9 protein-coding genes and 1 pseudogene are annotated in these 12,496 nt (G+C 63.7%); 5 read left to right on the top strand and 5 right to left on the bottom strand.

The window, feature by feature from the left end:
• The first annotated feature begins 4 nt into the window (after positions 1 to 4).
• A complete protein-coding gene (locus CQ12_RS03965) occupies positions 5 to 928 on the top strand; it encodes a LysR family transcriptional regulator (protein WP_057834060.1) in 924 nt (307 codons plus the stop codon).
• Positions 929 to 1,059: 131 nt separating this feature from the next.
• On the opposite strand, the gene CQ12_RS03960 is transcribed toward CQ12_RS03965, so the two are convergent.
• Positions 1,060 to 1,659, bottom strand: a complete 600-nt coding sequence (locus tag CQ12_RS03960; RefSeq protein WP_057834059.1) for a thiamine pyrophosphate-dependent enzyme — start codon at positions 1,657 to 1,659, stop codon at positions 1,060 to 1,062.
• Entirely contained in the window at positions 1,656 to 2,222 is a 567-nt protein-coding gene (locus CQ12_RS03955) for a thiamine pyrophosphate-binding protein (RefSeq protein WP_057834058.1), read from the bottom strand. The genes CQ12_RS03960 and CQ12_RS03955 overlap by 4 nt, the downstream gene beginning before the upstream one ends.
• 498 nt (positions 2,223 to 2,720) lie before the next feature.
• Here CQ12_RS03955 and CQ12_RS45975 point away from each other — a divergent pair, with 498 nt between their 5' ends.
• Together CQ12_RS45975 and CQ12_RS45970 are read left to right on the top strand one after the other, a co-directional pair.
• Entirely contained in the window at positions 2,721 to 3,818 is a 1,098-nt protein-coding gene (locus CQ12_RS45975; RefSeq protein WP_245309724.1) for an ATP-dependent Clp protease adaptor ClpS, read from the top strand.
• Between the two features lie 12 nt (positions 3,819 to 3,830).
• A pseudogene (locus tag CQ12_RS45970) lies at positions 3,831 to 4,460 on the top strand (AAA family ATPase); the annotation flags it as partial.
• Positions 4,461 to 4,502: 42 nt separating this feature from the next.
• Here the strand turns inward: CQ12_RS45970 and CQ12_RS03945 are convergent.
• Positions 4,503 to 4,790, bottom strand: a complete 288-nt coding sequence (locus CQ12_RS03945; protein ID WP_057834057.1) for a hypothetical protein — start codon at positions 4,788 to 4,790, stop codon at positions 4,503 to 4,505.
• Positions 4,791 to 4,936: 146 nt separating this feature from the next.
• Here CQ12_RS03945 and CQ12_RS03940 point away from each other — a divergent pair, with 146 nt between their 5' ends.
• Positions 4,937 to 5,905, top strand: coding sequence for a VOC family protein (locus CQ12_RS03940; RefSeq protein WP_057834056.1), 969 nt, complete (start codon positions 4,937 to 4,939; stop codon positions 5,903 to 5,905).
• 70 nt (positions 5,906 to 5,975) lie between these two features.
• The gene (locus CQ12_RS03935) at positions 5,976 to 7,451 is read left to right on the top strand and encodes an amidase (RefSeq protein ID WP_057834055.1); all 1,476 of its coding nucleotides are present in this window, start codon (positions 5,976 to 5,978) and stop codon (positions 7,449 to 7,451) included.
• Positions 7,452 to 7,624: 173 nt separating this feature from the next.
• Here the strand turns inward: CQ12_RS03935 and CQ12_RS03930 are convergent, their stop codons facing one another.
• Entirely contained in the window at positions 7,625 to 7,891 is a 267-nt protein-coding gene (locus CQ12_RS03930) for a hypothetical protein (RefSeq protein WP_057834054.1), read from the bottom strand.
• 25 nt (positions 7,892 to 7,916) lie between these two features.
• Positions 7,917 to 12,496: autotransporter-associated beta strand repeat-containing protein (locus CQ12_RS03925; protein ID WP_057834053.1), on the bottom strand; the 4,580-nt coding region annotated here is incomplete at its 5' end.

Below are 12,496 nucleotides of genomic sequence, written 5' to 3'. Positions count from 1 at the left end.
GGCGATGGATCTCAAACAATTGCGGACATTCCGGGCCGTAGCCGAACTCGGAAGCTTGAGCAAGGCCGCGGACCGGCTACGTGCCGCGCAGCCGGCGCTGAGCCGGCATATCAAGCTGCTCGAACATGAACTTCGGGTCGAGCTGTTCGTGCGCAACGGCCGCGGCATGCTGCTCACCAGCGCCGGCCGGATGCTGCTCGACCGCACCACCGGCCTGATCCGCCAGATCGAGCAGGTCAGCGACGACCTCAAATCGGCCAACGGCAACCCTTCGGGCCGCGTCATCCTCGGCATGGTGCCGACGGTGAGCGCCGTGTTGTCCGGCCGGTTTGCCCGCCGTGTCCTCAACGAATTTCCCGACGTCTCGCTGCGCATCGTCGAGAGTTATGGCGGCCATCTGGTCGAATGGCTGCACCGCGGCGAAATGGACCTCGCGATCATCTATGGCCCGGCCGTCGATCTCCATCTGCAGGTCCAGTCGATCGGCCGCGAAGACATCGTCGCGGTGGGGCCGCCGGGGTCGGGCCTCAGCAAGCGCAAGCAGGTTGATCTCAAATGGCTGGTGAAGCAGAAGCTGATTCTGCCGAGCATCTCGCATGGACTGCGGGCGCTCTTGGAAAAGGCGCTGGCGCGCGAGAAACTGAAGCTCGACGCCATGATCGAGGTGGACTCCTACCGCGCCCAGATCAGCCTGATGGAGGAAGGGCTCGGCTATACGCTGCTGCCGCCCTCGGCGATCCGCACTGAAGTGGCGGCGAAGCGGCTGGAGATGGCCGCCGTCAGTCCCTCGGTATCGCGCGAACTGATTCTCGCCTCGCCAATCGCGCATCCGCCGTCGATTGCGACGACGACGATCGGAACGTTGATTGTATCAGAGATTCAGCAGCTTTCGAAGGAAGGGCTCTGGAAGATCAACATGACGGCGTAGTGAGGCCGAGCACTCTCTCCGTCATGGCCGGGCTTGTCCCGGCCATCCACTTCTTTCGCTCGCCGCGATAGCTAAAGACGTGGATGCCCGGCACAAGGCCGGGCATGACGACGTCGTGTGGGTAGCTATCCTCAATTAAACAGCGCCTCGTCTCCCAACACCGATTGCCGAAAGCGCGTCGTCAGGATCACGCCATCGGCGGGCGGCATCACGAACACCAGCGCCTCGGGATTGATCTTGATCTGCGCGAAGGCCGTTCCCCTGCCCTCATGCGCGAGATCGCGCAGCTCGGTCACTTCGGCCATCGTGCGAACGATGCGCGAGGTGCGGATGCCGCAAGCGGTGGCGATGGCGGCGAGGTCGACGCCGGAAGCCGTCGGAGTCTTCTGCATGCCGGTCTCGCCGAAGCGCTCATTGTCGAGCACGGCGATTGTCAGATTCTTCGGCGCTTCCACCGCAATCGACGCGAGCGAGCCTATATTCATCAGCATCTCGCCGTCGCCGGTGATGACCAGCACCTTGCGCTTCGGCTGCGCCAGCGCCAGGCCAAGCCCGATCATGGAAGCGCCGCCCATCGCGCCCCAGAGCGGGAAATTGTTGGGATGATCGCCGGCAGCCGAGACGTCCCAGTTCGGCGCGCCGAGGCCGCCGATGACGAGAAGATCGGCGCGGTCGCGCAGCAATTCGTTGACGACGTCGCGGCGATGCAGAAGCGCGTTCGGATTGCTCATTTGCGGGCCAGCTCCTTGAAGTTCTTGGCGCCGAGCACGCGCTGTCCGATCAGGACCGCCACCGGCTTCCAGGTGTTGAAGGCGAGGTTCGCCGCGCCCTGCACGGCGGAAGCGACGAGATGCGGCTCATCGACCTTGTTCACGATCACGCCCATGGCTTCCAGCGAAGGACGCGTGCCCTGCCCCATCGGGATCTGCCACGGGTTGAACTCGCCCCAGTCGCCGCGCATGGTGACGATCATCAGAAGCGGCATGTGGCAGATGACGGGCAGCGACAGCATGTTGATGCAATTGCCGACGCCGCTCGACTGCAACAGCAGAACGCCGCGCTCGCCGCCGAGCCACGCGCCCGCCAGCATCGCCACGCCCTCTTCCTCCGTCGTCAGCGTGACGACGCGGGTTTCGGGATCGGCCTCGAATGAACGAATGAGGCGGCTATGGCCGGCGTCCGGCACCATGGCGACCTGACGGATGCCGGCGTCCTTCAGCACGCGGTAGATCTCGTCCGGCCAGGTCGGGAGCGCCGCCGCGGCCTCGCTCCGTGATTTCGCTGCTTCCGCCATCGGGCTCAATTTCCTCTGCGATTCCCGGTTGATTTGCCGCGAGAGTAGATCGCTGCGGGGGTTCGAGGAATTTGAATGTGGACATGGCTTCTATCGCAAAATTGAAAGGCTGGAGGGCACACGCTCTTCAGGTGTTACGAGCCACAGGATCGCGCGCATGCGCACCCGATCACAGGCTCCGCGATGCAATCCATCGCGCCGTATCGTCGACATGGATTCCACGCCATGACGGCGGATACAATTTAGCATTGCCGTAGCGCGATCGCCGCGGCGTTCGGGAAGCGCGCCCTCCGCACGACATCATCAATGTGCCGATGATTTGAGATGGTAAGCGCAAGAACTTGTTGATGTCTGAGCCTTAGAGGTACGCCGCGCGCTGCGCCGAATGGCCATAACGCCGCGCCAGCCGTTACAACCTTAGCGTTTAAGTTGAAAAACGTTCTTGATCTGTTCCGAATATTTCGGCACGCTGCTTACATTCAATTTCGGGGGCTTTCGATGAACCGCATCCAGACTGGTCACACCAGGCTCGTCATCCATAACGACAAGGATACTCCTCAGGATTTTGTCATCGGCCTTCTCCGCTCCGTATTCAGTCAGTCGCCGGGCGACGCGATCGAATTGATGGCGGCAATCGAGATGAAGGGCAAAGCGGTCTGCGGAACATATCCCAGCGCCGTTGCCGAAGCGCTCCTGAGAGTTTCCGAGGAGCGCATCGAGGCATCGGGCCATCGTTTGATGATCAAGGCCGAGTCGAGTGGCGACTTACACGGAGACCGGTGCAAACTGTGCGGGAATTTTGCCGGTGAGCAGATCCGCCTGATGAGCAACGCGGCGCTGATTTGCGACGACTGCACACTGGCAGTTGCGGGCAATTTGCGTGATCTCACGCGAACAAAGCAGTTCAATTTTGCAAGTGCCGCCCTTGAGTGGCACTTCGCCGGAGTTCCTCGGGACCAGCTGATCGCAACGTCGCGACAATTTCCCGGGCATATGCGCCCGGAAGTTCAAGCGGCGGTGGACAAGTTGTTTTCGGCCTCGCCAATCCGCTTCTTTGGCATTCACGAGCGCCACCGCTACGAAACACTCACATTCGCCTCGCTGAGCCGGTTTGCCGAGACCGCGCATGCCATCGCGCCAGTACAGTATCAGGATGTCGAGATCGGCGAGGCGGAGCCGGTGAAATGTCTCGACAATGGATTATGGCTGTGTGCCACCGATAGCGATCTGCACTATGCGGTGCTGCTGTCGGCTCATCGCGAGCACGGCGAAGAAACTGGCGTTCGCATCGAAATTCTGGCTCCTGCCGGGCCGGCAAGTGCCGAACTCGTGAAGCGCTCATTTTCCGACATCGAGAACGCGGTCGACGCCGCGCGTTGCTATCGGGGCAAGGTTCTTTCATTTGATGCCGACGCGAGCTATCGCCGAAGCTCGCGGGGCCTCATGGTTCACAAGCTGCCGCGCATCGAACGCGCCAACGTGATCCTGCCCGAGGCGACGTTGAAGCTGCTTGACCGCAACGTCCTCCATTTTGTCGAAGGCCGCGCACAACTGCGCCGGCTCGGACAGTCCACCCGCAAGGGCATCTTGCTCTAAGGGCCGCCCGGCACCGGCAAGACGCACACCATCCGGTACCTCGCCAGCAACCTGGCCGGCCACACGACATTGATCATTACGGCGGGCCAGGTAGCGTTGCTCGGCACCTACATGAACCTCGCCCGCCTCCTGCAGCCGAGCATGGTGGTGATCGAGGACGTCGATCTCATCGCGCGCGATCGCGAAATGATGGGAGGACCTTGCGAGGAGAGCCTGCTGAACAGGCTTCTCAACGAAATGGACGGCCTGAAGGAGGATGCCGACATCCTTTTTGTCCTCACCACCAATCGCCCCGAACAACTCGAGGGCGCGCTGGCCGATCGGCCGGGCCGGATCGACCAGGCGATCGAGATCCCGCTGCCCGACGACGTCGGAAGAAGGAAGCTGATCCAGCTCTACGGCCAGGGGTTGGCGCTCGATGAATCTCTCATCAGCGAGGCTACACGTCGCACCAAGGGCGTCAGCGCTGCCTTTATCAAGGAATTGATGCGACGCACCGCACAGGCCAGCATCGGTCGGGATGGCGGGACAACGATCCAATCCCCCGATCTCGGCGAAGCACTCGATGACATGCTGTTCGCGAGCGGCAGGCTGAACGTCAAATTGCTCGGCGGGACCCAGAGCGTTGCGATCGATGCATGAATGGGCTGAGATGCCGATCCTGATCGAGTTCGATTGCTGACACTACTTCGGCGTGGAATCCGGCGGGCAATCCGGCGAGACTTTCAACGGCTTGTTGCCGCTCTGTACCGTCGGCGCGGCGGAGTTCGCGCCGCCTGCATCAGGCAGCACGGCGCTCTTGCCAACAGTCTGCGAGTTCGGCGTCTTCTCTTCACCGTGTCCCGTCGTCGCAGACGGTGACGTGGTGGTACAGGCCGTCTCCTGCATGTCGGCCGATCCCGCCGCGGTTTGGGCCGAGGCCGCACTCACTCCCATTACCGTTGCGAGAATCGTTGCCGCGACGCGGTTCATTTTCGTCTCCAATGGCTCAAAAATAGCTTGCTCGGAGCAAAACGTTCTGCTGCAACGAAGGTTCCGGTTAGCCCTGATGCGGCGACGCCGGGATTAAAACCGGCGCAGGATTTGCTTCGGCGAACCGGCCGGAAAAGGAAAATTTCATGACCATCGACCTGACCCGCCGCACGCTGCTTCACCTTGCCGGCGCCTCGTCGCTGAGCGCGGCCGCGATTGCCGCGGCGCGGGCGGAGGGAAATACGGCAGGCTCGGGCGGGCCGACTTTCGCCAACCGCACGCCGATGCGGATCGGCATGGTGACGTTGCGCGTGCGCGACCTCGACAAGGTCGCCGACTACTACCGCGACGCGATCGGGCTCACCGTCATGGCGCGCTCCGAGACGGGCGCGCAGCTCGGCTCGGGTGGCGTGCCGCTGCTCAACCTGCAGCGGCGCGAGAACGCGGCGCGCGAGGAGCGCAACGCGGCCGGCCTCTATCACACCGCGTTCCTGATGCCGACGCGCAAGGACCTCGGGCGCTGGCTGGTGCATGCGGCGAAAAACCGGGTGCCGCTCTCCGGCTTCGCCGACCACCTCGTCAGCGAATCCGTCTATCTCGATGACCCCGAAGGCAACGGCATCGAGGTCTATGCCGACCGTGCGCCCGAACTCTGGAAGTGGGAAGCCGGGACGGTCGCGATGGCAACCAACCAGCTCGACATCGACGGCCTGCTGGCGCTCGCGGGTACGCAGACGACCAACTATGCCAAGGCGCCCGACGGCCTGCGCATCGGCCACATGCATCTGCGCGTCGGCGATCTCGAACGGGCGGACCGCTTCTATGCCGGCACCATCGGCTTCGCCCCGACCCGCAAGCGGACCGGCGCGGCGTTCCTGTCCTCGGGGCGCTATCACCATCACCTCGGCATCAACGTCTGGCAGAGCGCCGGCGCCGGGCCGCGGGACGACGCGGCCACCGGGCTTGCCTGGTTCTCGCTCGAGATCGAGGCACAGCAAATTCTCGAAGCCCAGCAGCAGCGCCTGCGGCAGGCGGGTGCAGCAGTCGAGGCCATCGCCAACGGCATCGAGACATCAGATCCCTGGGGCACCAGGGTGCGGCTGATCAAGGTTTGACAGCGCGACAACGAATGAGCGCGGCGTCCCATGCGCTGGGGCCAAAGCTGCGCCGAAAGGATGACTCCAAATGAACTTGCCGATGAGCTGGGACGAATGGGCCGCACATGACGGCGTTGCACTGGCTGCGCGTGTCGCCAAGGGCGAGCTGACGGCTACAGAGTTGGCGGCGCAGGCGGCCGCCGGCATTGCCAAGGTTGACCCTGCGCTTTCAGCCGTCGTCGAATTGTTCGAGGACGCGATCGCCGATCCCGCAACCGACGGCACCGCGCTCGATGGTCCGTTTGCCGGGCTGCCTTTCCTGATGAAGGACCTGGGGCCGACGCTGAAAGGCCGGCTGCAGGAAATGGGCTCGCTCTATATGCGCGGCAATCGCGCCACGGCCGATACGTTCATGACCAAAAAGATGCGCGGGGCCGGGCTCAACCTGATCGGGCGCACCACGACGCCGGAGTTCGGCGTCTGCAGTTCGGCTGACAATCCCGCCGTCTATGTCACGCGCAATCCCTGGAATACCGACTACACCACCTGCGGATCGTCGGCCGGCAGTGCGGCGATGGTCGCGGCCGGCGCGGTGCCGATCGCGCATGCGACCGACGGCGGCGGATCGATCCGGATTCCCGCCGGTGTCAACGGCAATATCGGGCTGAAGGTCTCGCGCGGCGTGTTCTCGCTGTCGCCGCTTCTGTCCGACCTCAGCGGGCTGGTTTCGATTCAGGGCTGCCAGTCGCGCTCGGTGCGCGACACCGCGGCCTTCGTCGATGCCTGCCGCGGGCCGGCGCCGGGCGAGTTCATGCCGTTCTGGTCTCCGCCCGAGCCCTATACGCGGATGATCACGCGCGATCCGGGCCGGCTGAAGATCGCACTGTCATACAAATGGGGTGACTACCAGGCGACGCCGCATATCGCGGCCGAGCTGCAAAAGGCCGGGCGTTTCCTCGAAGGCCTCGGCCATCACGTCGACTATGCCCTGCCCGAGCTGGACTACAGTGAAGCCTTTGCGGCGCAGACCACCTGCTACATCAGCAACTTCGCCGTGGTCATCTCCAACATGCTGGCGGCGCGCGGGCTGGAGCGGCCGCCGGAAGACCTGATCGAGCCGATCAACACCCGGATCTGGGAGCACGGCCGGCACACGAGCTACGCCGACCGCGCCCGCATGCAGGCGGTGTTCAACACGACCTCGCGCGGCTTCGGCGCATTCTTCGAGGATTGGGACATTATCCTCACGCCGATCACCGCGCTGCCGACGCCGAAGGTCGGCACCACGGAGTACCTGACCATCAGCGAAAACCCTGATGTGCTCGACTGGTTCGGCCATCTCTGGCGCAATTTTGCCTTTACGCCGCTCGCCAACCTCTGCGGCATCCCCGCGATCTCGCTGCCGCTCGCCACCCACGAGCACGGCCTGCCGCTCGGCATCCAGGCGATCGCCAAGCAGGCCAATGACGGGTTGCTGTTGCAGCTCGCGGCGCAGATCGAGCGGGCGATTGGCGGCAAGTGGAATGCGGGCGAGAGGCCCGGCGTTCATGTGACGAAGGGCTGATCTCAACCGTCATTGGGAGCCAACGGGTCGGCGCCGCCCGCGACGAGCGCATTTGCGCTCGCGCAGTGATGATAGGCACAGACATAAAATCGCGAAAACAACCCCATGCAAAGTAGAATGGGCCCCGGCTCGCAGCACTCCGTCGTCACGGCCCGACCTAATCTGATCCTGCTCTAGGATATTCGTGCGACTGAGCCCCCCGTGACTTCATCTCCTCTATCAAGGAGAGCGTCGCGGGCTTCCTTCAGGCGCTTCAAGCTCGCCACGTTGGTCTCGCGTCTTTCCTCCAGACGCGCAAGATAGGACAATTCGGCCATGACCTGGGCGAGGTTCAGGACATCGTCCATGCTGTTCGGACCTTGCTCTGCGGGCTGATCGGCTTGTTCAAAGGGCTGGTCGGAAAAAGACTGGTCGTAGGCGGGGCAGACCGACTTTAGCATCAAAGTTCCAGTCCATTTGTGAAATTTACCACACATAGCGCACGACGCCTTTGCCGGAGTAGCTGCGGGTGACGCTGGAAAACTCGCCTTCGAAAGTGGCGCCAACCGCGAACCCGTTGCGCCATTTCACTTCGGCGGACGCGCTGGTGAGCGCAGCATCGCGGGCCTGTGCGGCGCCGTTGACCGTGAAGGCGGCGCCGGGAAGCGTCTGGAAGGTCGCCGCGACGGCGCGATCGGGATTGAAATCGTGCGCCCATGCGGCGCGGCCGCGCAGGGTCAGGATGGCGTCGTTGACGGCCCATGAGCGGTCGGTACGCAATCCCAATTCACTGCGCGTGGCGGTGACGGTTTTCGCGCCATAGCTCAACGCAAACGTATTGGCCCCGGACAGCACGCTTTCCGCATAGGCCGGAAGCTGGAATGCCGTGGCCTGGCCGGCGGCATAAGGTGTGACGCCCATCCAGGGCGTTGCGAAGCGGTAGCCGCCTTCGATGCGGCCCGCGAAGGTGTTGGCCTGGAAGCGCGCCTGCAGCTTGTCGATGCCCGCGACCGTCACCGCGCGATCGGTGGTGATGTCCTGCCAGCCATAGGCCAGCGCGGCGGAGAGATAAGCGGGACCATTGTGGTGGCGCACGAATGCGCCGGCCTGGAACAGGTCCGATCGTCCCGTGCCGCCACCCGCGACGGAAAAATTGGTACCGCCGCCGGCCAGCGCAAAGCCGGCGAGCGTATGTGCCGAGAACCGGTAATCGGCCCCGGCGGCGGTCCCAAACAGACGGCTCGTCACGCTGTTCGATCCAAGTGCGGTGTTGCCGGATGATGTCTGCGATCCACCGAAACCTGCGGCCCACACGTTCCAGCGCTGCTCGAAGTTCGTCGGCACAGAAGGCGGGATCGCGGCAAAGGCATCGCGCGCCACGGCGGCACGCCGTGCCGCGCCATCGGCGGCATACGAGGATGCGCCCTGAACGGAAGCGCCCATGTCGCCGCGCCCGTCGATGAACGGGTCGGTCATCTGCCCCATGAACATAGTCATCGCGTTGAACGTGCTCTGCTGGGCACCGGTCGCCGTCTCGCCGGAGATCTGCGTCAGCGCATTCTTCAGCGGCGTACCGTCGAGATTGAGCAGGACGTCAAAGCCCGCCGGCGGCGTCGCGCCGCCGAGCACCGCGCGGTTGATGCCGCCGGCGACGCTCGCCTGGTTGGCGTTCGTGCCCGACGGCAGGATGATCTCGCCGGGATCGAGCACGAGATAGACATTGTTGGCGTCATAGGTCAGGCGCGGATTGCGCGCGGGACGAAAACTGCCGGTGACGTTGAAGCCTGCGAACTGCGTGCCGCCAAGCCCGCCGCTGGCGTTGAGGATGGTGTAGGTCTGGCCGCGGAAGCTGCCGGGCAGCGTCACCGCTTGAACGGTGGCGCCGGTGAGCGTCGCGGTGCCCGTGACATTGGTGCGGTCCGCCGCGCTGGGCGAGACTTCGACCGTGTAGATGCCGCCGGCATTGAAGGTCAGATTGCCGTTAATCGAGAGCGAGCCGATCGAATTGCCGGCCGCGAGGTTGCCGCCACTCATGATGGTGGTGTTGCCGACGATGCCGGTCCCGCCGAGCGTACCGCCGGCGTTCACGGTCACCGCCGACAGGATCGAGCCGTTCACCGCCAGCGTGCCGCCGTCAACAGTGGTGGCGCCGGTATAGGTGTTGACGCCCGACAGGGTCAGCATGCCGGTGCCGACCTTGATCAGGGATGTTCCGGTGACGATCCCGTCGCCGGCGAGCACGCCGGTGACGATGGTCGACAGATTGTTGCCGCCAACTGTCAGTTCTATGCTGTTGAGGTCGAAGCGGCCGCTGCCGGCGAGTGAGCCGGCGCTGATTTTGCCGTCGCTGTTCGGGCCGGGGGTGAAAAAGTTGACAACGGCGCCGGGCGCGTTGTTGATCAACTGCGCGCTGTCGGGCGTGGAGTTGCCGTCGAACAGCACGGTGCCCTTGTTGGTGATGACAGCGCTGCCGGCCGTGGTGTTGCCATAGAACGTCAACTGGTTGTCGTTTGTGATCGATGCGGTGCCGGCGGTGGAGCTGTTACTGAAAATAATAGTGCCGGCATTGGCGATGCGCGCACTGCCTGCGGTGCCGCTGTTGCGGAATTCGATCGTGCCGCTGGCATTGTTGGTGATGGTCGCGTTGCCAGCCGTGGGGACGTCGCCGAGATTGGGGCCCCAGAAACTCATCTGACCGCTGTTGATGACCGTAGCGTTGGCCAGTGTGGAGCTGTTGACGATTTCGAGCGTGCCCGCGGCGGCGTTGGTGATGCGCGCGCTGCCGGCGCTGGAGTCACTCCAGAAATTCAGGCTGTGATTGTTGGCGATCGTGGCGGTTCCAGCCGTCGAACTGGAATAGAAGTAGATCCAGCGGTTATTGGTGATCGTCGCGCTGCCGGCCGAGCTGCTGTCTTCCAGATAGAAGCCCCAGTTATTGGTGATGGTGGCGTTGCCCAGCGTGGCACTGTTCCAGGTGTCGAGGCCGCCGTTATTGACAATGGTGGCGTTGCCGGCCGTGCTGAAGTCGTTGAAACTCAGCAAGCCGCCGCTGTTGTTGGTGATACTTGCGCTGCCAGCGGCGCTGGTGTTGTAGAAATACAGGTTGCCGGCGTTGGTGATGCTGGCGCTGCCGGCCGTGCTGGTGTTGTTGAAATTCAGCGTGCCGCCGCCGTTGTTGGTGACATTGGCGTTGCCCGCGGTACTATGGTCGCGAAATGCGGTCGTGCCACCGTTGTTGTTTGTAATGGTGGCGCTGCCGGCCGTGCTCGTGCTGTAGAAATTCACGATGCCGACGTTGGTCATGGCGTTGGTAATGGTGGAGTTTCCGGCCGTGCTGGTGCCGTAGAAGCCAAGGAAGTTGCTGTTGGTAATGGCAGCGCTGCCCGCCGTGCTGGTGCCGTTGAAGTTGAGGTCGCTGTCGTTGGTAATGGTCGAGCTGCCGGCCGACGCGGCGTGCCAGAAATAGAGATTGGAGTTGTTGGTGATCGCGGCGCTGCCTGCGCTGCTCGAATTATTGAACGTCAGGTTGCCGTCGTTGGTGATGGTGGCGGTGCCGCCGGTGCTCGTGTCATGGAAATTCAACTGGCCGGTATTGGCGATGCTGGCGTTGCCGGCGCTGGAGCTGTTGCGAAAGTTTGCGAGCCCGCCATTCGCAAGGTTGGTAATGCCGCTCGTGTCGGCGTTGACGACCTCGAATGTGGCCCCACTGTTGACGGTGACTGTACCCAGAATGGAGCCGGTCACACCGCTGTTGCCGATCTGGAGCGTGCCGCCCGACACCGTCGTGCCGCCGCTATAGGTGTTCTGTCCGGTCAGGATGAGCGTGCCGGCACCAGCCTTGGTGAGCGATTTGCCGTCCCAGCCTGTCGCGGGGTTCGCCGCCTGATCCGTCAGTGCTGTCCCCACCGTGAAACTGTCGCTGACGTTGGTCAGCGTGAAGGTACCATGGGCAAGGGAGTTGCCTGCCGTCCAGCTCAGACCGTAGCTGGCGAGGTATTGCAGGCCGTCGACCGATTTGCGGACGGACATCGTGAGATAATCCACCGTGCCGCTGAAACCGCCGATGGTGATGTTGGCGAAGTCGCCGCTGATGCCCGATCGTGTGTCGATCAGCACCTTGTCGAGCTGGCTCGCATCGTTGATGCCGCTGACGTTGAAGGCAACGCCGTTGCCGATCGCGACGCCGTCAGCGGACAGCGCCGGGCTGTTCGTGCCCGCGACGATGGAGAGTGCGGTGTTGTTGCCGAAGGTCACCGCCTGCGCGACGTTCAGGGTCGCCGGCGCCTGGATCGCCAGCGTGCCGCCTGTTACGTTGATGTTGCCGGCCAGATTGGTGCTGCCGCTTGCGCTGCCGTCGCCGAACTGCAACCGGCCGCCGGAGACGATCGTGTCGCCGCTATAGGTGTTCGTGCCGGTCAGGATCGTGGTACCCGAACCGACCTGCTGCACGGAACCGCTGCCGGAAATATTGACGGCCAGGGTGAGCGTGTTGCTGCGGTTGAAGGCGAGCACGCCGTCGTTGGCGACATCGCCGACGATCGAGCCGGTCGTCCCGCCATTGCCGATCTGCAAGGTGCCGGCCGCGATCGTGGTGCCGCCCGTGTAGCTGTTGCTGCCGGTCAGGATCGTGGCGCCCGAACCGACCTGCCGCAGGGAACCGCTGCCGGAAATATCGCCGGGCAGGGTGACCGCGTCACTGCGGTCGATGGTGAGAACGCCGTCGTTGACGACATTGCCGGCGATCGAGCCGGTCGTCCCGCCATTGCCGATCTGCAAGGTGCCGGCCGCGACCGTGGTGGTGCCCGTGTAGCTGTTGTTTCCTGTCAGGATCGCGGTGTTCGAGCCGAGTTTCTGCACGGCGCCGCTGCCGGAAATCTCGCCGGCGAAGGTGATCGTGTCGCTGCGGTTGAAGGCGAGCACGCTGTCGTTGACGACATTGCCGACGATCCAGCCGGTCGTCCCGCCATTGCCGATCTGCAAAGTGCCGGCCGCGATCGTGGTGCCGCCGCCATAGGTGTTGGTGCCTGACAGCACCAGCGTTCCAGCGCCCAGCTTGGTGAGGCCGC

Origin of the sequence: Bradyrhizobium jicamae, from assembly GCF_001440395.1 — a bacterium.
In the GTDB taxonomy this organism is placed as follows: Bacteria; Pseudomonadota; Alphaproteobacteria; order Rhizobiales; family Xanthobacteraceae; genus Bradyrhizobium; species Bradyrhizobium jicamae.
Note: the sequence above shows the minus strand (reverse complement) of the source record. Positions and strands in the feature narration are given on the sequence as shown.